Source organism: Curtobacterium luteum, from assembly GCF_014646995.1.
Lineage (GTDB): Bacteria > Actinomycetota > Actinomycetes > Actinomycetales > Microbacteriaceae > Curtobacterium > Curtobacterium luteum.
In genome coordinates, this window is record NZ_BMOI01000013.1 from 63,008 (window position 1) to 84,287 (window position 21,280).

The following is a 21,280-nucleotide window of genomic DNA, read 5'->3' on the forward strand; positions in this document are numbered from 1 at the left end:
CCCCTGGTGCGCGAGGGGGGACTTGAACCCCCACGCCGTTTCCAGCACACGGACCTGAACCGTGCGCGTCTACCAATTCCGCCACTCGCGCCAGCCCCAGAACACTACCATGCACAGACGGTGCCAGGCGCCAACCACTACCATGCAGAGGTCCGTGACCGAGAACACTGGAGACCGATGGGCCTGTTGGACAGCTTCGAGCGAGGGTTGGAGCGTGCCGTGAACGGCGCGTTCGCCAAGACCTTCCGCTCCGGCGTGCAGCCCGTCGAGATCTCGAGCGCCCTCCGGCGCGAACTCGACACGAAGGCCGCCGTGGTCTCCCGCGAGCGGATCCTCGTGCCCAACGAGTTCACCGTGCGCCTCTCGCCGCCGGACTGCACGCGCATGACGGACATCGGCCAGCCGCTCATCGACGAGCTCCGCCAGATGGTGCAGCAGCACGCGGTCGCGCAGAACTACTCGTTCTCCGGACCGGTGTCGATCACCCTCAAGCAGGACGGCACGCTCTCCACCGGCATCCTGCAGATCGACTCCTCGACCGTGCAGCGCGACCTCGCCTGGGTGGCCGTGCTCGACATCGGTTCGCAGCGCCACAAGCTCCACCGGGGCCGCACCGTCATCGGACGCGGGTCGGACGCCGACATCACGGTCGCCGACACCGGGACGAGCCGGAAGCACGTCGAGGTCATCTGGGACGGCAAGCACGCCCAGGCGAACGACCTCGGGTCCACGAACGGCTCGAAGCTGAACGGCGAGCGCTTCCAGCAGGCGATCGTGGAGCCGGACTCCACCATCGAGATCGGTCGTACCCGTATGGTGTTCCGGGTGATCCCGGACAACGACGGAGGTGCTCGATGACCACGGGGCTGACCCTGCTCGTCCTGCGCTTCGCGTTCCTCGCGGTGCTGTGGCTGTTCGTGTTCGTGATCGTGTTCGCCCTGCGGAGCGACCTCTTCGGCCAGCGCGTGCGCACCATCCCGACCGACCCGAAGGCGGGTCCGTCCGGTCCGACCACCCCGTCGATCCCGACCGCGGCCACCGCGTCGGCGTCCGGGAGCGCCTTCACCGAGCTCCTGAACCAGGGCGGCAGCACGGCGCCGAACACGCCCGTCGCCACCCGTCTCGTCATCACCGAGGGGTCGCGCGAGGGCATGGAGATGCCGCTCGGCGGCGGTCCGATCACGATCGGCCGGTCCAGCGAGTCCAACGTCGTGATCCGCGACGACTACACGTCCACCAACCACGCCCGACTCGATCTGCGTGCCGAGGGCTGGGTCGTGACCGACCTCGAGTCCACCAACGGCACGTTCGTCAACGGTCAGAAGGTCTCCGCCCCGGTGCTCGTCGCCGAGGGGACGCCCATCACGATCGGGACGACGACGTTCGAGCTGCGGCGGTAGGCGCGGATGACGGCACGGACGCTGAGCGCCGCTGTGTCCCACGTGGGGCGCATCCGCGCGAACAACCAGGACTCCGGCTACGCCGGGGCGCACCTGTTCGCGGTGGCGGACGGCATGGGGGGCCATGCCGGCGGTGACGTCGCGTCGGCGATCGCGATCCGCCGCATCCGTGAGGTCGACCGCGAGTTCCCTTCCGCGCACGACGCCGAGTTCGCCCTGCAGTCCGCGCTCATCGCCGCGAACCAGCTCATCACCGAGACGGTCTTCGAGCACCAGGAGCTCACCGGCATGGGCACCACGGTGTCCGCGCTCATCCGGGTCGGCGACCAGATCGCGATCGCACACATCGGCGATTCCCGCATCTACCGCTACCGCGACGGCGAGCTCCAGCAGATCACGTCGGACCACACGTTCGTGCAGCGCCTCGTCGACAGCGGCCGCATCACCCCCGAGGAAGCCGCGGTCCACCCCCGGCGGTCGGTGCTCATGCGCGTGCTCGGCGACGTCGACGCCGCCCCGGAGGTCGACACCGCCGTCATGGACATCCAGCCGGGCGATCGCTGGCTGCTCTGCTCCGACGGACTCTCGTCGTACCTCGCCGAGGAGCGCATCCGGCACGCGCTCGCGTCGAACATGGACGCGAACCAGGCGACGCAGCGGCTCGTGAAGGAGACCCTCGACCACGGGGCCCCGGACAACGTCACGGTCGTCGTCATGGACGTCACCGACGGCGACGTCGTCGACGAGGACGACGCGGCCACGACCGTCGGCTCCGCGGCCGCGCCGCTGACGTTCGAGGCGTCGACCGGCCGGAAGCCGATCCGGCTCCCCACGATCCTCCTGCACCCGCTCAAGGTCACGACGGCTCCCGAGGACTCCCACTTCGAGCCCGAGTCCGACCAGTACTTCGCCGAGCTCATCGCCGAGGACCGCCGACGCCGTGTCCGTCGTCGGGTGGCCTGGAGCATCGCGCTCGTCGTCGCGATCGCCGCCCTGGTCGGCGCGGTCTTCCTCGGCTGGCGCATCACGCAGGACCACTACTACGTCGGGTCCGACCGTGGCACCGTCGCGATCTACAAGGGCGTCCAGCAGTCGATCGGGCCGATCGCGCTCTCCGACGTCTACGAGGACACCGACATCCGCGTCAGCGGCCTGCCCGACTACACCCGCGAGAACGTCCGCTCGACGATCAACGCACAGTCCCTCTCCGACGCACGCGACATCGTCGACCGGCTGCGGAAGGCCGCCGAGACCGGGCAGGACCAGGCAGGCACCGGCGGGTCGTCGCCGTCGGCCACGCCCTCGGCCACGAGCTCGCCGACCCCGACGCCCACCCGCGGGACGAAGCGATGAGCAACGCGACCGCCCAGTCCTTCACGCAGGCGATCACGATCAAGCTGCGCGAACCCGCGCGGGCCCGGAACCTCGAGCTCGTGCTCCTCGTCATCGCCTGCGGCATCTGCGCCGGCGCGATGGTGCTCGTGCAGCTCGGCACCAAGGGCCGGCTGTTCGACACGTCGGTGCTCTGGACCGGCGCGACGATCCTCGGCCTCGCGCTCATCATGCACGTCGTGCTGCGCGTCGTCGCGAAGAACGCCGACCCGTTCGTGCTGCCGGTGGCCCTGGTCCTCAACGGCATCGGCATCGCCGAGATCTACCGCATCGACGTCCACAACGGGCTGACGGGGTGGGCCGCGGTCGGCGTCAAGCAGATCGTCTGGACCATCTTGGCGATGGCGGCGGCGATCGTCGTCCTGCTCGTCGTGCGGAACCACCGGTTCCTGCAGCGCTACCGCTACATCTTCATGCTGCTGACCATCGTGCTGCTCCTGCTGCCGATGCTGCCGATCATCGGCCTCAACGTGAACGGTGCGCGCGTCTGGATCAAGCTCGGGTCCTTCACCTTCCAGCCGGGCGAGCTCGCGAAGATCACGATGGCGCTGTTCTTCGCCGGGTACCTCGTCACCGCCCGGGACTCGCTGTCGATCGTCGGCCGCAAGGTCCTCGGCATGACGCTCCCGCGCGCCCGTGACCTCGGCCCGATCCTCATCATCTGGGCGGCGGCGATGGGCGTCCTGGTGTTCCAGCGCGACCTCGGCACCGCACTGCTGTACTTCGGCCTGTTCCTCGTGATGATCTACGTCGCGACCGCCCGGCTCAGCTGGGTGCTCATCGGCCTCGTCCTCTTCGTCGGCGGTGCCCTGGTCGCCCAGTCCGTCCTCGTGTACGTGCACGGCCGGTTCGAACAGTGGCTCAACCCGTTCGACAACACGATCTACAACGCCGACACGCAGGCCAGCTACCAGCTCGTGCAGGGGTTGTTCGGCTTCGCGAACGGTGGGATCACCGGCACCGGCCTCGGCCAGGGGCGCCCGTACATCACCCCCGTGGCGAACGCGGACTACATCATCGCGTCCCTCGGCGAGGAGCTCGGACTCATCGGGGTCTTCGCGATCCTCGCCCTGTTCATCGTCCTGGCCTCGCGCGGCATCCGCGTCGGGTTCATGGCGCAGGACGACTTCGGCAAGCTGCTCGGCGTCGGCTTCGGCTTCATCATCGCGCTCCAGGTCTTCGTCGTCGTCGGCGGCATCACCCGGGTGATCCCGGTGACCGGTCTGACGACGCCGTTCATGGCCGCGGGCGGGTCATCGCTGATCGCGAACTGGATCATCGCGGCGATGCTGCTGCGACTGACCGACTCGATCCCGGCGGAACAGCGCGTGCAGCAGGGAGCGATCCCGGCCGCACGCGGACGAGGGGCGACCAGGAAGGAGCGCGCGCGGTGAACCGACAACTCCGCGGTGTGTCCACCGTCATCGTGCTCATGTTCGTCGCCCTCTTCGTGTCGACGACCTCGATCCAGTTCTTCTCGGCCGAGCAACTCCGCGCCGACCCGCGGAACTCCCGGACGATCCTCGCGAGCTACTCCACGAAGCGCGGCGCGATCCTCGTCGACGGCAGCCCGATCGCCGAGTCCACCCCGTCGGACGACCAGTACCAGTACCAGCGCAAGTACACGAACGGCGACCTCTACTCGGCCGTCACCGGCTACTTCACGATCGGCCAGGGCAACGCGGGCATCGAGAGTGCGGAGAACGGCGTGCTGTCCGGGAACTCGGACGCCTCGTTCTTCCAGAACCTCAACGCGATCCTGACCGGCCAGGACGTCCAGGGCGACAACGTCAACCTGACGATCGACCCCGACGTGCAGAAAGCCGCGTACGACGCCCTCGGGAACAACACCGGCGCCGTCGTGGCCATCCAGCCGAAGACCGGCAAGATCCTCGCGATGGTCTCGAAGCAGTCGTACGACCCGAACGTCCTGACCTCGCACGACACGTCGCAGGTGGTCGAGAAGTACAAGGCGCTCGAGGCGGACGCCGGACAGCCGCTCAAGAACCGCGCGATCGCCGGCGACCTCTACACGCCCGGGTCGGTGTTCAAGCTCATCGTCGCGTCGGCGGCGCTCGAGGGCGGCAAGTACACGCTCGACTCGACGTTCCCGAACCCGTCGCGGCTGCAGCTGCCGGGCACGAGCACCTACATCAACAACGCCGAGGGCGGCACCTGCGGTGGCGGGGACAAGGTCAAGCTCCGCACCGCGATCCAGAACTCGTGCAACATCCCGTTCGCCGAGCTCGGGCAGAAGCTCGGGTACGACGCGATCAAGAGCATGGCCGACAAGTACGGCTTCGGCGACCAGATCGAGGTCCCGATGCAGGCCACGGCCAGCCAGTACCCCGACGTCAGCGACGACACCGCCCAGCTCATGCTGAGCGCGTTCGGGCAGGCGAGCGTCCGCGTCACTCCGCTCCAGATCGCCATGGTGTCCGCGGGCATCGCGAACGGCGGTACGGTGATGCAGCCCACCCTGGTCGACTCGATCACGACGAGCGACCTCAAGACGGTCCAGTCGTTCTCGCCGAAGGAGTTCAGCAGCCCGCTGTCCTCGTCCGAGGCGGGGGACCTGACCGAGGCGATGCAGAGCGTCGTCAACTCCGGGACCGGCACCAATGCCAAGATCGACGGGGTCGACGTCGCCGGGAAGACCGGCACCGCCGAGGGCGGGACGGGCGATCCCTACACGCTCTGGTTCACGGGCTTCGCTCCGGCGAAGGACCCGGAGGTCGCCGTCGCCGTCGTGGTCGGCAACGGCGGCGGTCTCGGGCAGTCCGGGGTCGGCAACACGGTCGCGGCCCCGGTCGCGAAGAAGGTCATGGAGGCGGTGCTGAACAAATGAGACCCACCAGCGGGCTCACCTTCGGTGGGCGGTACCAGCTCTCGTCCCGCGTCGCGATCGGCGGCATGGGTGAGGTGTGGCAGGCGACCGACCTGGTCATCGGCCGCACCGTCGCGCTCAAGATCCTCAAGGACGAGTACCTCGGGGACCCCGGGTTCCTCGAGCGGTTCCGCGCCGAGGCCCGGCACGCGGCACTCGTGAACCACGAGGGCATCGCCAATGTCTTCGACTACGGCGAGGAGGACGGCAGCGCCTACCTCGTCATGGAGCTCGTCCCCGGCGAGGCCCTGTCCACGATGATCGAGCGCGAGCACACGCTCCCGGTCGACAAGGTGCTCGACATCGTGGCGCAGACCGCGAACGCCCTCCAGGCCGCACACGCGGTCGGTCTGGTGCACCGCGACATCAAGCCGGGCAACCTCCTCATCACGCCCGACGGTCGGGTGAAGATCACCGACTTCGGCATCGCCCGGATCGCCGACCAGGTTCCGCTGACGGCCACCGGCCAGGTGATGGGCACGGTCCAGTACCTCTCGCCCGAGCAGGCGAGCGGCCACCCGGCGTCGCCGTCGACCGACATCTACTCGCTCGGCATCGTCGCGTACGAGTGCCTGGCGGGCCGACGTCCCTTCACCGGCGAGTCGCAGGTCGCGATCGCGATGGCGCACATCAACGAGCAGCCGCCGGCGCTCCCGGCCGACGTCCCGGAGCCGGTGGCAGCGCTCGTCATGTCGTGCATCGCCAAGAAGCCGGCGGACCGTCCCGCCACGGCCGCCAACCTCGCGCGGGCGGCACAGGCACTCCGCCGCGGTGACGTCGCCGCCGCCACCGTCGCGGTCCCGATGCTCGCCGAGGCCGGGACGGTCGCCTTCAACCCGCCGCAGCAACGGGGCGACAATGCCGCGACGGCCCTCATCGGCACACAGGCCGGTGCCGCGGTCGGTGGCCCCCGGACCCCGCCGTCGCCCGTCGAGGACGAGGAGCCGAAGAAGCGGCGCGCCTGGATCTGGTGGGTGGTCGGCGTCGTCGTCCTGCTCGCCGTCGCGGCCGTGGTCGGTGCGCTCGCGCTGAACGGGTCCTCCGACCCGAAGCCGTCCGCGTCGACCAGCTCCGAGCCCCGCCCCTCACAGACCCGGAGCACGCCCAGTGCGACCCCGACGGTGAGCCGGATCGACATCGACTCGTCCGACTACGTCGGCCGTCCGACCAGCGAGGTCCAGGCCGAACTGAGCCAGCTCGGGCTCGCGACGAACGTCGTGGACGGCGACGCGGCGACCGGCACGGACCAGCCGAACACGGTGCAGTCCCTCGACCCGACCGGCAGCCTGCAGCCGGGCGCCACGGTGACGATCCGGCAGTTCACCACGCCGCCCTCCGTCGAGAAGCCGGCGGCGCCGAAGGCCGGTGACGTCTCCGACACGGGGGCGGTCACCTTCAGCTGGGCCGAGGCGACCTGCCCCACCGGCTACACCGTCTCCACCTACACGTGGATCGCGACCGGCGGGAAGGACTCGTCCGGCGCCACGTCCGGCACGATCTCCTCCACCGCGGTGAACATCCAGGCGGACGAGCCCGACCAGCCCGTCACGTTCAAGTACTCCGTGACGTGCGGTGCCGGCGGGAGCAACCTCGCGAAGTCCCCCGGGTCCGACGCGGCGACGGCGACGTGGACGGTCGGCGACACGACGGACCCCGGCGACGGGACCGACCCCAGCGCCGGCATCGACCCGACCTCCGGGCCGCAGGACTGACCCCCGGTCTGGGGCTCGACACCGTTCCGTAACGGTTCGGTCCGAGCCCCCGTCACCAGCGTCTCACCAGGTCCTGCTGCCGTACACTTGCTCGGACGACAGACGGAGGAGTACGTGCCAGAAGGTGTGACCGCGGGGATCACGCTCCTCGCGAACCGCTACGAGATCGGTGACGTCATCGGTCGTGGCGGCATGGCCACGGTGCACCTGGGCAACGACACCCGCCTCGGGCGCAAGGTGGCGGTGAAGCTGCTGAAGCCGAGCCTCGCGAACGACCCTGCATTCCGCACGCGCTTCCGGCAGGAAGCCCAGTCGGCCGCCCGCATGGCCCACCCGACGATCGTGCGCGTGTACGACGCGGGCGAGGAGACCGTCCGGGAGCCCTCCGGCGCCGAGGTGCAGGTCCCGTACATCGTCATGGAGCACGTCGAGGGGCGTCCGCTCTCGGACATCATCTCGGACGGGCCGGTCGCCCCGGCCGAGGCCGTGCGCATCACCGAGGGCATCCTCACCGCCCTCGAGTACTCGCACCGCGCCGGCGTCGTGCACCGCGACATCAAGCCCGCGAACGTCATGGTCACCCACACCGGCCAGGTGAAGGTGATGGACTTCGGCATCGCCCGGGCCATCACCGACACCTCGGCGACGGTCGCGCAGACCACCTCGATCCTCGGGACCGCGTCGTACTTCTCGCCGGAGCAGGCCCGCGGTGAGACCGTCGACGCGCGCACCGACCTGTACTCCACCGGCGTCGTCCTCTTCGAACTCCTCACCGGACGACCGCCGTTCATCGGTGACAGCCCGGTCGCGGTCGCTTACCAGCACGTCAGCGAGCAGCCCGCGGCTCCCTCGACCATCGCGTCCGAGGTCTCGCCCGCGCTCGACGCCGTCACCCTGCACGCCCTCGTGAAGGACAAGACGCGTCGCTTCCAGAGCGCCGCGGAGTTCCGCACGGACCTGCAGCAGGCGGCTGCCGGACAGGTGCCGTCGTCGACGCGCAAGCTGCAGCAGCAGCACGCGAGCGACGCCTCGACCATGCTCTTCGGCGTCAACCCGCGCACGACGTCCAACCCGGCCGTCGCGTTCCGCGAGCTCGACGACGACACCGCCGAGCACCGTCCGCAGCGCACGCAGAACCGCCCCCCGGTCGCGTGGATCTGGGTCGGGATCGTCCTCATCGTCGCGATCATCGCGGCCACCGTGTTCTTCGTCGCCAACCTGCAGCCCGGCAAGGCGCCAGTGTCGTCCTCGGTCACGGTGCCGAACGTCGTCGGCGCGACCTGGTCCTCGGCCTCCGCGACCCTCAAGAAGAGCGAGCTGACGCCGGTCCGTGTGACCGAGGCGTCCGACGACGTCGATCGTGGCCTCGTCATCCGGACGGAACCCGGTGGCGGCTCGGGCAACACGGTCCCGCGGAACTACAAGGTCGACGTCGTCATCTCGACCGGACCCGCGAAGGTCACCGTGCCGAACCTCGCGAACCAGACGCAGGACGCGGCGCAGCAGGCACTCCAGACGGCCGGGCTCGAACTCGGCGCGGTCAGTTCGGACTACTCCGCGACGGTCCCCGAGGGCACCGTCCTGAGTTCCGACCCGGCGGGTGGTGCCACGGCCACGAAGGGCACGGTCGTCAACCTGACGGTCTCCAACGGCAAGGTGCAGCTCCCGGACGTCACCAACCAGCAGTTCACCCAGGCCAACCAGACGCTCACGAACCTCGGACTGACGGTCGGGCAGAACCCGTCGTACTCCTGCACCGGCGGCCTGGTGACCCAGCAGGACCAGCCTGCTGGTGACATCGCGCAGGGCAGCACCGTCACGCTGACCTACTGCGCCGGTTCGACGCAGACGGACAACCCGACGCCCTCCGGTGACAGCAACCACCGGGACCGCAAGCGCAACAACGGCTGACGCACGGCTGGCCACGCAGGCGCGCAGTGTCCGCCCTGGAGGCCCGGGGCGGTTTCCCGAGTCAGCGCACGTGCCCGGACGTGCGGCCCGGGCGCGGGGCGCGGGGCGCCGGGCGTGGTCCGGCCCGCCGGCGTGGACCACGCGTGTGTGCCCGACCCCGAGTGTGCCTGACCCTGCACAGGCCAGACCCGGAGTGGGCCTGACTCAGGGACGGTGCGCTGCGATGAGGGGGTTGAGGCCCGTGGCGCGGTCTGCCGCTCCCGCGAGACCGGTCGTCTCGAGCCAGTTGCCGACCATCCGGTAGCCACCCTCCGTCAGGACGGACTCCGGGTGGAACTGGACCCCGTACACCGGGTGGTCCCGGTGCTCGACGCCCATGATGACTCCGCCGCCGGTGCGTGCCGTGACCGTGAGCTCGTCGGGGACCGTGCCGTCCACGATCGTGAGGGAGTGGTAGCGGGTCGCGGTGAAGGGGTGCGGGACGCCGGCGAAGAGGACGCTGTCGTCGTGGTCCACCTGCGACGTCTTGCCGTGCATGAGCTCGTCCGCGTGGGTGACCGTGGCGCCGAGGGCCTCGGCGATCGCCTGGTGCCCGAGGCACACGCCGAGCAGTGGCTTGTCGGCGGCGATGGCCGCTCGGACGGTGGGGATCGACACTCCGGCGTCCGCTGGGGTGCCGGGGCCCGGGGAGAGCAGCACGCCGTCGTAGTCGGCGATGCGCTCGGCGATCTCGTCCTCCGGGAACGAGTCGTTCCGGACGACGTCCGTGTCGGCGCCCAGCTGCTGGACGTACCCGTTCAGCGTGTAGACGAAGCTGTCGTAGTTGTCGACGACGAGGATCTTGGTCATGAGCGGTCCACCGTACTCCTGGGGCATCTGCACAGTCGGTGCGAGGCCTCTGCACACCTGTGGTGACGGTAGGATACCGGCCATGGCCAAGGACAAGGACCGCACCAAGCCCGCCCGGAGGACCCGAGCCGACTCGGTCGACACTGCGGGGGACAGCCCGAACCCGGTGTGGTTCAAGCCGGTCATGTTCGGCTTCATGCTGGTCGGCCTCGCCTGGGTGATCGTGTTCTACATCTCCCAGGGCTCGCTGCCCGTTCCGTCGCTCGACTCGTGGAACATCCTGATCGGCTTCGGCATCATGTTCATCGGCTTCCTGATGACCACGCGCTGGCGCTGACCACGCCCGTCTCCGTCGACGCCCGTCGTACCCCCGTGGTACGGCGGGCGTCGTCGTTTCTCCACAAGGACGGCACGGCCTCGGTGGCTCCGCAGCGAGCTCTCCACCGCCTGTCGACAGTTCTCCACACTCTCCACACCGCTGTCCACACCTTGGCCCCGGAGTTTTCCACAGGTGAATCCACAGTGGGGATAATCACACCGGTGTAACTCACCGATCTGTCCACAGCTGTGGACAAGTACGGGGCTCGCCTGTGGAAACCGGTGGACGACCGGCAGCGGGAGACCTGCAGAGCACGTGCAGAACGCCCCGCCGCACGGAGCGACGGGGCGTTCAGGACCGGAGTAGGGCGTGGGGTGGACCGCCTAGGCGAAGACGCCCGTGGCGCCGAGCAGGATCCCCACGAGCAGGACCACCGCCTCGGTCACCAGCAGCGCCGTCTGGAGCCCGCGTTGCCGGACGTTCCGCGTCTTCGTGAAGACGAAGCCGGTGATGAACCCGAGGACGATCCCGCCGACGTGCGCCTGCCACGAGATGCTCGTCCCCGGGAGGAACCCGACCACGAGGTTGAGTCCCATGATCACGAGGAGCTGCACGGCGTTGTAGCCGAGACTCCGCTGGATCACGAAGAACGCGGCGAACAACCCGAAGATCGCCCCCGACGCCCCGACGACCGGGGTGTTCGGCGCGAGCAGGGTCACCGCGAGGTCACCGCCGAGACCGGAGAGGAAGAACAACGCGAGGAACCGCCAGGTCCCGAGCATGTTCTCGAGCATCCGCCCGAAGATCCACAGCGCCCACATGTTGAACAGGATGTGGAAGAAGGACGAGTGCACGAACAACCCGGTGATGATCCGCCAGGGCTGCGTGTCCGCCACGGGAGCGAAGTAGAGCATCGCACCCGTCAGTGCTCGACCCGTCACCTGGTCGAGGAGCCAGACCACGACGCTGATCGCCACGAGGACGACCGTTGCCTTCTGGTCGAGCATGGCGAATCGACGCCCCGCGACGGTCAGGCCGCTCGGAGCACCGGACGCACGACGGTTCGCCTGGAACTGCGCCCGCTGCTCACGGACGCACTCCGGGCAGTGCACACCGACCGCCGCCGGCGTCTGGCACTCGGGGCAGATCGTCCGACCGCACCGCTGGCAGAGCACGAAGCTCTGCCGGTCGGGGTGCCGGTAACAGGTGTTCGGGTTGGACGCCGGGTCGGTCAACGGGGTCAGACGTCCTCGACGTCGATGCTCTCGATGACGACGTCCTCGAGGGGCTTGTCGCGACCATCGGTCGGCACACCCTCGATGGCGTCGACGACCGCGCGCGACTCGTCGTCAGCGACCTCACCGAAGATGGTGTGCTTGCCCTGCAGCCACGGCGTGGCCACCGTGGTGATGAAGAACTGCGAGCCGTTCGTGCCGCGGCCGCCCTGGATGCCGGCGTTCGCCATCGCGAAGATGTACGGGTTCTGGAAGGTGAGCTCCGGGTGGATCTCGTCGTCGAACCGGTAGCCGGGGCCGCCGATGCCCTGACCGAGCGGGTCGCCGCCCTGGATCATGAAGTCCTTGATGATGCGGTGGAAGACCACGCCGTCGTAGAGCTTGTCGGTCGAGACCTTGCCCGTGCCGGGGTGCGTCCACTCCTGCTTGCCCGTTGCGAGGTCGACGAAGTTCTTGACGGTCTTGGGGGCGTGGTTGCCGAACAGGTTGACGCGGATGTCGCCCTTGTTCGTGTGGATCGTTGCGACAGCGGTGTGCAGAGACATGTTCCGATTCTCGCATGTACTGCTGACGTACAGACGGTACGCACAGGCAAGCCTCCGTGACCTGTCAGCCGCCGCGGTGGCAGGATGGGCACACGCCGATCCTGTGGAGGTACCAGATGACGATCGAGATCCCGCGCAAGCGCAGGAAGCAGATCAAGAAGCTCAAGGGCAAGACCGCCTCGCTCCTGGGTGAGCAGCGCAAGGTCCTGGAGCACGCGAACGCCATCCTGGCCGAGGCGCGCTCGCACGCTGCCGACGCCGCTCGCAAGGACATCGCACCCCGGGTGCAGAACGCGGTCGACAACGGGATCCGTCCCGCCGTCGCCACGGGGGTGCACGCGACGAAGAGCGCTGCGCAGACCGCTTCGCACCGGTTCCAGACCGAGGTCGTCCCCGGCCTCGTCGCCACCGCCGGCTCCGTGCTGAGCGTCAAGGACCTCGCGAGCGACCCGCGCGTCAAGAAGATCGTCAAGGAGGCCCAGAAGAAGGGCAAGAAGGCGAAGAAGTCGGCGGAGAAGTACGTGCCGCACCAGAAGAAGGGTCTCGGCTTCGGCGGCGTCGCGCTGATCGTCGTCGGTGTCGTCGCGGTCGCCGGTGCGGCCTACGCGGCCTACCAGACCCTCCGCGCGGACGACGACCTCTGGGTCGCGGACGACGCGGACACGGCGGAGAAGCCCGCCGCCTGACCTCCTCGGTTCGTACGGAGGGCCCCGGCACGCGCCGGGGCCCTCCGTCGTCTCCGGGACGGCGCGGGGGCGGCGGCGCGTGTGAACGCAGAACGAAGCCCCTGCGAAGCGACGGAATCGCGACCAGGGGCTTCTGCGAGTGGAGCCTGGGAGAATCGAACTCCCGACATCCTGCTTGCAAAGCAGGCGCTCTACCAACTGAGCTAAGGCCCCGGAACACCGATGATGCTATCCGGTGTGGGTGGAGATGGTGGGGCTACAAGGACTTGAACCTTGGACCTCTTCGTTATCAGCGAAGCGCTCTAACCGCCTGAGCTATAGCCCCTCAGACCAGATGAGAGCCTACCGTACCGACCTCGCAGAACGAAATCGAGCGGTCGGACCCATCCGGCCCGGGTGTGTCAGTTGTTCGTGAACCCGACGAGCAAGCCGCCGGTGATCCGCACACTGAGGTTGTAGAGGACGCTCACGATCGCACCGAGCACGGTGCCGACGACCACGTTGAGGATGCCCACGACGATGGAGAACCCGAGCACCTGCCCCAGCGAGAACTGGTCCATGATCGAGTAGTTGTTCTGCCCCGTGACGTCCTTGAGCAGGGCGTCCACCTGGGTGAACACCCCCGTCTGGTTGAGGATGACCCAGACCAGCGCCGTCGCGACGACGATGACGATCGAACCGGCGAGGGCGATGAGGAAGCTCAGCTTCACCATCGACCAGAAGTCGACGTACACCAGACGCAGGCGGACCTGCCGGGTGCCGACGGGCCGCTTCGCCTTCTTCTGGAGCTTCTCGGCGACACTACTCATTGTTTGACTGGTCCTCTCCGGCCTCGCGGTCGGCGGGCTGGTCGTCGGCTGCTTCGGTCGGGCTGACCGTCTCCACCGGGCCCGCGGGCTCGATCTCGGCGTCGTCCTGGTCGTCCAGGTTCCGCTCACTGTTCCGGGCCACTGCGATGATCCGGTCGTTGTCCGCGAACCTCGCGAAGACGACGCCCATCGTGTCGCGGCCCTTGGCGGGCACCTCGGCCACGGCAGACCTTACCACCTTGCCCGATTGCAGCACGACGAGCACCTCGTCGTCCTCGCCGACGATGAGAGCCCCCACAAGGTCCCCTCGATCGGCGGCCAGCTTGGCGACCTTGATGCCGAGACCGCCACGGCCCTGCACGCGGTACTGGTCGACCGAGGTGCGCTTGGCGTAGCCGCCCTCCGTCATCACCCAGACGTACCCGTCGTCGGACACGACCCGGGCCGCGAGGAGCGAGTCGTCGTCGCGGAACGACATGCCCTTCACACCGGAGGTCGAGCGGCCCATCGGGCGGAGTGCGTCGTTCGAGGCCGTGAACCGCAGCGACATGCCGTGCTTCGACACGAGGAGCAGGTCGTCGTGCTCGTCGACGAGGAGCGCCTGCACGAGGGTGTCCCCGTCGCGGAGGTTGATCGCGATGATGCCGCCGGTGCGGTTCGTGTCGTACTCCGTGAGCGCGGTCTTCTTGATGAGCCCGTGCTGCGTCGCGAGCACGAGGTACTGCGCGGCCTCGTAGTCGCGGATGTCGAGGACCTGCTGGATCTGCTCGTCGGGCTGCATGGCGAGCAGGTTCGCGACGTGCTGGCCCTTCGCGTCGCGGCCGGCTTCCTGCAGCTCGTACGCCTTCGCGCGGTAGACGCGTCCCTTGTCGGTGAGGAACAGGAGCCAGTGGTGCGTCGTCGTCACGAAGAAGTGCTCGACGACGTCGTCCGCACGGAGCTGCGCACCCTTGACCCCGCGACCGCCCCGGTGCTGCGACCGGTAGTTGTCGCTCCGGGTGCGCTTGACGTACCCACCGCGGGTGATGGTGACGACCATCTCCTCTTCGGGGATGAGGTCTTCCATCGACATGTCGCCGTCGAACCCGAGCATGATCTCGCTGCGGCGGTCGTCCCCGAAGCGCGCGACGATCTCGTCGAGCTCCTCGATGATGATCGCGCGCTGCCGCTCCGGCTTGGCGAGGATGTCGTTGAAGTCGGCGATCTTGCGCTCGAGCTCCTCGGCCTCGTCGTGGATCTTCTGGCGCTCGAGCGCGGCGAGACGACGCAGCTGCAGCTCGAGGATCGCACGCGCCTGGATCTCGTCGACGTCGAGCAGTTCCATGAGGCCGGAGCGGGCCTCTTCCGCGTCGGGCGAGCGACGGATGAGGGCGATGACCTCGTCGAGCGCGTCGAGCGCCTTGAGGTAGCCGCGCAGGATGTGTGCGCGCTTCTCGGCCTCGCGCAGCCGGTACTGGGTTCGGCGGACGATGACGTCGACCTGGTGGTCGACCCAGGCGGAGATGAACCCGTCGAGCGCGAGGGTGCGGGGCACGCCGTCGACGATCGCGAGCATGTTCGCGCCGAAGTTCTCCTGCAGTTGCGTGTGCTTGTACAGGTTGTTGAGGACGACCTTCGCCACGGCGTCGCGCTTGAGCACGATGACGAGGCGCTGACCGGTGCGACCCGACGTCTCGTCGCGGATGTCCGCGATGCCGGCGAGCTTGCCGTCCTTGACGCCCTCCGCGATCTTGATCGCGAGGTTGTCCGGGTTCACCTGGTACGGCAGCTCGGTCACGACGAGGCAGGTCCGGCCCTGGATCTCCTCGACGTTGACCACCGCGCGCATCGTGATGGAGCCACGACCGGTCCGGTAGGCGTCCTGGATGCCCTTGGTGCCGAGGATCTGCGCGCCGGTCGGGAAGTCCGGGCCCTTGATCCGCTGCATGAGGGCCGTCAGGAGTTCCTCGCGCGTGGCCTCGGGGTGCTCGAGCGCCCACTTCGCACCCTCGGAGACCTCGCGCAGGTTGTGCGGCGGGATGTTCGTCGCCATGCCGACGGCGATGCCGACCGAACCGTTGACGAGGAGGTTCGGGAAGCGCGCCGGCAGGATCGCGGGCTCTTGCGTGCGGCCGTCGTAGTTGTCCTGGAAGTCGACGGTCTCTTCCTCGATGTCCCGCACCATCTCGAGGGCGAGCGGGGCCATCTTGGTCTCGGTGTACCGCGGGGCCGCGGCGCCGTCGTTGCCGGCCGAGCCGAAGTTGCCCTGGCCGAGCGCGAGCGGGTAGCGCAGCGACCACGGCTGCACGAGGCGGACGAGGGCGTCGTAGATGGCCGAGTCGCCGTGCGGGTGGAACTGGCCCATGACGTCGCCGACGACGCGGGAGCACTTCGAGAACGCGCGGTCGGGGCGGTACCCGCCGTCGTACATCGCGTAGATCACGCGGCGGTGCACCGGCTTGAGCCCGTCACGGACCTCGGGGAGCGCGCGGCCGACGATGACCGACATCGCGTAGTCGAGGTACGACCGCTGCATCTCGAGCTGCAGGTCGACCTGCGAGATGCGGTCGCCGGAGACGACGATGTCCCCGCTGTCGCCGTGGACGATCTCGGGCTGCTCGTCGGCGCCGTTCTCGTTGTCGTCAGCCATGTGGCGTGGTCACCTTTCTGGTGGCCCTCCGGTCGTCGGCCGGGAGGCACTGGTTCCGTCGGTCGCGCCGGGCGCGACCACAGGGGGTCGGGACTGGTCGACGCGGCTGGCACCGCGCCTCCAGGCCGGTACTAGATGTCGAGGAAGCGGACGTCCTTGGCGTTCTGCTGGATGAACTGGCGACGCGCGTCGACGTCCTCGCCCATCAGCGTCGCGAAGACGCTGTCGACGGCCGCGGCGTCCTCGAGCGTGACCTGCAGGAGCGTGCGGGTGTCCGGGTTCATGGTGGTGTCCCAGAGCTCCTTGTAGTCCATCTCGCCGAGACCCTTGTAGCGCTGGATCCCGTTGTCCTTCGGGATCCGCTTGCCGGCCGCGATGCCCGCCTGGAGCAGCGCGTCACGCTCCCGGTCGGAGAACACGTACTCGTGCGCCGAGTTCGACCACTTGAGGCGGTAGAGCGGCGGCTGCGCCAGGTACACGTAGCCGCGCTCGATGAGCGGCCGCATGTAGCGGAACAGCAGCGTCAGGAGCAGGGTCGTGATGTGCTGGCCGTCGACGTCGGCATCCGCCATCAGCACGATCTTGTGGTAGCGGGCCTTCTCCGGGTCGAAGTCCTCGCCGATGCCGGCGCCGAACGCCGTGATCATCGACTGGATCTCCTGGTTGGCCAGCGCGCGGTCGAGACGCGCCTTCTCGACGTTCAGGATCTTGCCCCGGAGCGGGAGGATCGCCTGCGTGAGCGGGTTGCGGCCCTGCACGGCCGAGCCGCCGGCGGAGTCGCCCTCGACCATGAAGATCTCGGAGATCGTCGGGTCCTTCGACTGGCAGTCCTTGAGCTTGCCGGGCATGCCGCCCGACTCGAGGAGCCCCTTGCGGCGGGTGGTCTCGCGCGCCTTGCGGGCCGCGAGCCGCGCCTGCGACGCCTGGATCGCCTTGCGGATGACGTCCCGCGCCTGGGTGGGGTTGCGGTCGAACCAGTCCGCGAGTTCGCTGCCGACGACCTTCTGCACGAAGCCCTTGGCCTCGGTGTTGCCGAGCTTGGTCTTCGTCTGGCCCTCGAACTGCGGTTCGCCGAGCTTGATGGAGATGACGGCCGTCAGGCCCTCACGGATGTCGTCACCGGTGAGGTTGTCGTCCTTCTCCTTGATGATCTTGTTGTCCCGGGCGTACTTGTTGACCAGGTACGTCAGCGCGGCACGGAAGCCCTCTTCGTGGGTGCCGCCCTCGTGGGTGTTGATCGTGTTCGCGAAGGTGTGGACGCTCTCCTGGTAGGAGGTGTTCCACTGCATCGCGATCTCGAGCGCGATCTGACGCTCCTTGTCCTCGGACTCGATCGAGATGACGTCCTCGTGGACCTTGTCCGCCTTCTTCTGTGCGTTGAGGTACTCGACGTAGTCGATGAGCCCGCGCTCGTAGTGGAAGGTGTCCTTGCGGGCTTCTTCGCCCTCGTCCGGGGTGCGCTCGTCACGGAGCTCGATCTTCAGGCCCTTGTTGAGGAACGCCGTCTGCTGGAAGCGGGTGCGGAGCGTCTCGTAGTCGAACTCGACGGTCTCGAAGATCTGGTCGTTCGGCCAGAAGGTGATCGTGGTGCCCGTGCGGTCGGTCTCCTCGCCCTCGACGACCGGGGCGACGGGGACACCGTCCGTGTAGCTCTGGCGGTAGACGTGCCCGTCGCGCGCGACCTCGACGTCGAGCTCGGTGCTCAGCGCGTTGACGACCGACGAGCCGACGCCGTGGAGGCCACCGGACACCGCGTACCCGCCACCGCCGAACTTGCCGCCGGCGTGCAGGACGGTCAGGACGACCTGGAGCGTCGAGACGCCCTCGGTCGGGTGTGTGCTGACGGGGATGCCGCGACCGTTGTCCACGACCCGGATGCCGCCGTCTTCCCGGATGGTGATCGAGATGGTGTCGCAGTAGCCGGCGAGGGCTTCGTCGACCGAGTTGTCGACGATCTCGTAGACCAGGTGGTGGAGACCGCGCGGACCCGTCGAGCCGATGTACATGCCCGGGCGCTTGCGGACGGCCTCGAGGCCCTCCAGCACCTGGATCTGGTCTGCACCGTAGGACGGTTCGTTCTTCTGTGCGTCGTCAGATCCTGATGTCATTCGAGAGAGCTCCTGCCTGCGCGCGGAACGCCCGCACACTGCACTCCCCAGTCTACCGCGTCGCCCGTTCGTTCGAGGCGGAATCCGGCCGCTGACGGGCCTTTTTTCGCCCGGCAGGATGAAATTGCCGCCTCAACCGTAGGTGTCGCGAGGACCGCGCCCCTGGACGGTCCTGGGACCGCGTTTCCAGGTGGGGGCGTCGGGGCCCGAAACCCGGATCGACTCGACCCCTGCCTGCGGGTGCCGTTCGGCGATCGTCGTGGTGATGGTCGAACGCATGAGTCGGAGCTGCGTGGCCCACGCCGTGGAGTCGCACCGGATGACGAGGGCACCGTCGTCGATGGTCACCGGGTGGGAGTGCTTCGCGAGCTCCTCGCCCACCACACCGGGCCAGTCGACGAACAACCCGGAGCGGGCGAGCGGCTCGACCCAGCCGAGCTCGTTCGCGAGGGAGCCGACGACGTCGCCGAGCCCCTTCGGTTCGCGGCCTCGGCCGTAGGGCACGGAGTCCGCGTCGACCTCGCGGGCTCGGCGGCGCCGGGCGTCCACCGTGCGGAGCGACGGGTCGCCGAACACGGCCTTCAGGTGGCGGTAGAACCGGGACGGCTCGGTGGGCTTCCAGGGCTTCGGCATCAGGACGCCGTGTCCGCGCTCGACGGGTCGACGGTCGTGGCCGGCGCGGGCCGGTCGACGATCGTGCCGGCCTCGATGTGCACGGTGTGCGCCGCCAGCTGCTCGGGAACGTCACCGAACACCGCCGCCGTGATGAGCACCTGCTCGTAGTCCGCGACCGCGTTCGCGAGCCGTTCCCGGCGGGACTCGTCGAGTTCGGCGAAGACGTCGTCGAGGATGATGATCGGGTCGCCGAGCGTCGACTCGGCACGCAGCACCGCGGCGCTCGCGAGCTGCACGGCCAACGCGAAGGACCACGATTCCCCGTGACTGGCGTAGCCGCGGGCGGGTAACCCGTTCAGCTGGAAGAGCACGTCGTCCCGGTGGGGCCCGACGAGGGTCAGTCCTCGGTCGAGTTCGTCCCGGCGGCGGCGGTCGAGCGCACTCCGGAACGCCTCGGCCGCAGCGGGGACCGTGACCGGCTCGTCCGGGGTCCCGAGCACGGGGTCCGTCGCTGCCGCGTCCTCCGGGTCACCGCCGCGGACGCTGAGGACGCCGGTGATCGTCGCCTCGTGCCGTTCGCCGGCGACGGTCGCGTACGCCTCCGTCACGAAGGGTGCGAGCCGCCGCGTCAGGTGGTCCCGGGCGGCGATGATCTCGGCGCCGAAGGACACGAGCCGGTCGTCCCAGACGTCGAGCGTGGACAGCGCCCCGGCCTTCGAGCCGGTGGCCCGCGCGGACTTCAGCAGGGTGTTCCGCTGCCGGAGCGTCCGGTCGTAGTCGGCGAGCACGCCCTGCATGCGCGGCGCGATCTGCCCGAGGAGCTCGTCGAGCATCCGCCGGCGCCCGGCCGGTTCGCCGCGGACGAGCGCGAGGTCCTCGGGGGCGAACAGGACGCTCGTGCAGTACCGAGGGAGCTCGCGGGGCTTGATCGCCGCCCGGTTGACCTGCGCCCGGTTCGATCCCGACCGGTTGATCTGCACCTCCGCGAGGATGCTGCGGTCCTCGTGCGCCAGTCGCGCGCGGACGATCGCCGCGTCGCACCCCTGCCGGACGAGCGCGGCGTCCGTCGGCACACGGTGGGAGCCGAGCGTGGACAGGTACCCGATCGCCTCGACCAGGTTCGTCTTGCCCTGGCCGTTGCGGCCCACGAACAGGTTCGGCCCGCGTGCGAGGTCGACCTCCGCCTCCCGGTAGTTCCGGAAGTCGGTGAGTTGCAGGTGGTCGACGTGCACGCGGGCCGGGACGAGCTCAGGTGGTGACCTGAACTACGCCTTCTTGACGGCGTGGCCGCCGAACTGGTTGCGGAGCGCCGCGACGGCCTTCATCGTCGGGGACTGGCTCCCCTGACGCGAGACGAAGCGGGCGAACATCGCAGCCGAGAGCGCGGGCATCGGCACCGCGAGCTCGATCGCCTCTTCGAGGGTCCAGCGACCCTCGCCCGAGTCGTCGACGTAGCCCTCGAGCTCGTCGAGCTTCGGGTCCTCGTTGATGGCGAGCACGAGCAGGTCGAGCAGCCACGAACGCACGACCGTGCCGCGCTGCCACCCGGCGAAGACGGCGGGCACGTCGTGCACGATGTCCTTCGCCTCGAGGAGCTCGTAGCCCTCGCCGTACGCCTGCATGATCGCGTACTCGATGCCGTTGTGGACCATCTTCGCGTAGTGCCCGGCACCGACGCCGCCGGCGTGCGAGAAGCCCTCTTCGCGCGGGCCCTCGGGACGGAGCGCGTCGAACACCGGCATGGCGAACTCGACGTCCTTGACGTCACCGCCGACCATGAGGCCGTAGCCGTTGTCCTTGCCCCAGACGCCACCGGAGACACCGGCGTCCATGTAGCGGATGCCCTCGGCGCCGAGCTGCTCGGCGTGCTTGGTGTCGTCGAGCCACTTCGAGTTGCCACCGTCGATGACCAGGTCGCCCTCGCCGAGGACCTCGGCGAGCTCGGTGATGACGTCGTCGGTGATCTTGCCGTGCGGGACCATGACCCACACGAGCTTCTGGCCCTCGGGCAGCGCGGCCGCGAGGTCCGCGAGGCTGGCGACGTCCGAGACGGCGGGGTTCGCGTCGAACCCGGTGACCTCGATGCCTGCGTTGCGGAGACGGGCACGCATGTTGTTGCCCATGCGACCGAGGCCGACAAGACCGATGTGCATGATTTCCTCTTCTGTTCGTCGTCGCGCTGA

18 protein-coding genes and 3 tRNA genes are annotated in these 21,280 nt (G+C 68.9%); 9 read left to right on the forward strand and 12 right to left on the reverse strand.

All coding sequences use genetic code 11. The features are described 5' to 3' along the window. Positions 1-4: 4 nt before the first annotated feature. A tRNA-Leu gene (locus IEY20_RS13900) sits at positions 5-91 on the reverse strand. A gap of 86 nt (positions 92-177) precedes the next feature. On the opposite strand from IEY20_RS13900, the gene IEY20_RS13905 reads away from it, so the two are divergent. The 7 genes from IEY20_RS13905 to pknB all read left to right on the forward strand — a co-directional run bounded on the left by IEY20_RS13905 (position 178) and on the right by pknB (position 9,302). Further along, on the forward strand, positions 178-858 hold the full coding sequence (locus IEY20_RS13905) for an FHA domain-containing protein (RefSeq protein WP_175328970.1): 681 nt from the start codon (positions 178-180) through the stop codon (positions 856-858). Next, positions 855-1,400 (forward strand): FHA domain-containing protein FhaB/FipA, encoded by a 546-nt coding sequence (locus IEY20_RS13910; RefSeq protein ID WP_031272570.1) that lies wholly within the window; start codon positions 855-857, stop codon positions 1,398-1,400. Before IEY20_RS13905 ends, IEY20_RS13910 begins: the two co-directional genes overlap by 4 nt. A gap of 6 nt (positions 1,401-1,406) precedes the next feature. Next, positions 1,407-2,753, forward strand: coding sequence for a Stp1/IreP family PP2C-type Ser/Thr phosphatase (locus tag IEY20_RS13915; RefSeq protein WP_031272569.1), 1,347 nt, complete (start codon positions 1,407-1,409; stop codon positions 2,751-2,753). Continuing rightward, positions 2,750-4,186 (forward strand): FtsW/RodA/SpoVE family cell cycle protein, encoded by a 1,437-nt coding sequence (locus IEY20_RS13920; RefSeq protein ID WP_022902557.1) that lies wholly within the window; start codon positions 2,750-2,752, stop codon positions 4,184-4,186. Before IEY20_RS13915 ends, IEY20_RS13920 begins: the two co-directional genes overlap by 4 nt. Then, positions 4,183-5,640, forward strand: coding sequence for a peptidoglycan D,D-transpeptidase FtsI family protein (locus tag IEY20_RS13925; RefSeq protein ID WP_175328971.1), 1,458 nt, complete (start codon positions 4,183-4,185; stop codon positions 5,638-5,640). The genes IEY20_RS13920 and IEY20_RS13925 overlap by 4 nt, the downstream gene beginning before the upstream one ends. Further along, complete coding sequence (locus IEY20_RS13930) at positions 5,637-7,391, forward strand: serine/threonine-protein kinase (protein WP_175328972.1); 1,755 nt, start codon at positions 5,637-5,639, stop codon at positions 7,389-7,391. The genes IEY20_RS13925 and IEY20_RS13930 overlap by 4 nt, the downstream gene beginning before the upstream one ends. 126 nt (positions 7,392-7,517) lie before the next feature. Then, the gene (gene pknB / locus IEY20_RS13935) at positions 7,518-9,302 is read left to right on the forward strand and encodes a Stk1 family PASTA domain-containing Ser/Thr kinase (protein WP_175328990.1); all 1,785 of its coding nucleotides are present in this window, start codon (positions 7,518-7,520) and stop codon (positions 9,300-9,302) included. A gap of 204 nt (positions 9,303-9,506) precedes the next feature. Here the strand turns inward: pknB and IEY20_RS13940 are convergent, their stop codons facing one another. Further along, positions 9,507-10,151: an anthranilate synthase component II gene (locus IEY20_RS13940; RefSeq protein WP_175328973.1), complete on the reverse strand. Its 645-nt coding sequence runs from the start codon at positions 10,149-10,151 to the stop codon at positions 9,507-9,509. Between the two features lie 82 nt (positions 10,152-10,233). Here IEY20_RS13940 and IEY20_RS13945 point away from each other — a divergent pair, with 82 nt between their 5' ends. Next, a complete protein-coding gene (locus IEY20_RS13945; RefSeq protein ID WP_022904052.1) occupies positions 10,234-10,488 on the forward strand; it encodes a cell division protein CrgA in 255 nt (84 codons plus the stop codon). A 365-nt stretch (positions 10,489-10,853) separates the two neighbouring features. Here the strand turns inward: IEY20_RS13945 and IEY20_RS13950 are convergent, their stop codons facing one another. Then, positions 10,854-11,705, reverse strand: coding sequence for a rhomboid family intramembrane serine protease (locus IEY20_RS13950; RefSeq protein WP_175328974.1), 852 nt, complete (start codon positions 11,703-11,705; stop codon positions 10,854-10,856). A gap of 5 nt (positions 11,706-11,710) precedes the next feature. Then, positions 11,711-12,250: a peptidylprolyl isomerase gene (locus tag IEY20_RS13955; RefSeq protein WP_022904051.1), complete on the reverse strand. Its 540-nt coding sequence runs from the start codon at positions 12,248-12,250 to the stop codon at positions 11,711-11,713. Positions 12,251-12,366: 116 nt separating this feature from the next. Between IEY20_RS13955 and IEY20_RS13960 the strand changes: the two genes are divergently transcribed. Then, positions 12,367-12,936 (forward strand): hypothetical protein, encoded by a 570-nt coding sequence (locus IEY20_RS13960; RefSeq protein ID WP_175328975.1) that lies wholly within the window; start codon positions 12,367-12,369, stop codon positions 12,934-12,936. 140 nt (positions 12,937-13,076) lie between these two features. On the opposite strand, the gene IEY20_RS13965 is transcribed toward IEY20_RS13960, so the two are convergent. The 8 genes from IEY20_RS13965 to gnd form a co-directional block, all read right to left on the reverse strand. Further along, positions 13,077-13,149, reverse strand: a tRNA-Ala gene (locus IEY20_RS13965). 35 nt (positions 13,150-13,184) lie between these two features. Continuing rightward, positions 13,185-13,261, reverse strand: a tRNA-Ile gene (locus tag IEY20_RS13970). A gap of 76 nt (positions 13,262-13,337) precedes the next feature. Beyond that, positions 13,338-13,745 carry a DUF3566 domain-containing protein gene (locus tag IEY20_RS13975; protein WP_022904049.1) on the reverse strand — a complete coding sequence of 136 codons (408 nt, stop codon included), beginning with the start codon at positions 13,743-13,745 and terminating at the stop codon, positions 13,338-13,340. Next, a complete protein-coding gene (gene gyrA, locus IEY20_RS13980; RefSeq protein ID WP_217504406.1) occupies positions 13,738-16,374 on the reverse strand; it encodes a DNA gyrase subunit A in 2,637 nt (878 codons plus the stop codon). Before gyrA ends, IEY20_RS13975 begins: the two co-directional genes overlap by 8 nt. A 131-nt stretch (positions 16,375-16,505) precedes the next feature. Next, positions 16,506-18,482, reverse strand: a complete 1,977-nt coding sequence (gene gyrB / locus IEY20_RS13985) for a DNA topoisomerase (ATP-hydrolyzing) subunit B (RefSeq protein WP_175328976.1) — start codon at positions 18,480-18,482, stop codon at positions 16,506-16,508. 132 nt (positions 18,483-18,614) lie between these two features. Further along, positions 18,615-19,115 (reverse strand): DciA family protein, encoded by a 501-nt coding sequence (locus IEY20_RS13990; protein ID WP_175328977.1) that lies wholly within the window; start codon positions 19,113-19,115, stop codon positions 18,615-18,617. Continuing rightward, on the reverse strand, positions 19,115-20,329 hold the full coding sequence (gene recF / locus IEY20_RS13995) for a DNA replication/repair protein RecF (protein WP_175328978.1): 1,215 nt from the start codon (positions 20,327-20,329) through the stop codon (positions 19,115-19,117). The genes IEY20_RS13990 and recF overlap by 1 nt, the downstream gene beginning before the upstream one ends. Positions 20,330-20,362: 33 nt before the next feature. Next, positions 20,363-21,250 (reverse strand): phosphogluconate dehydrogenase (NAD(+)-dependent, decarboxylating), encoded by an 888-nt coding sequence (gene gnd / locus IEY20_RS14000; protein WP_022904044.1) that lies wholly within the window; start codon positions 21,248-21,250, stop codon positions 20,363-20,365. Positions 21,251-21,280: the final 30 nt, after the last annotated feature.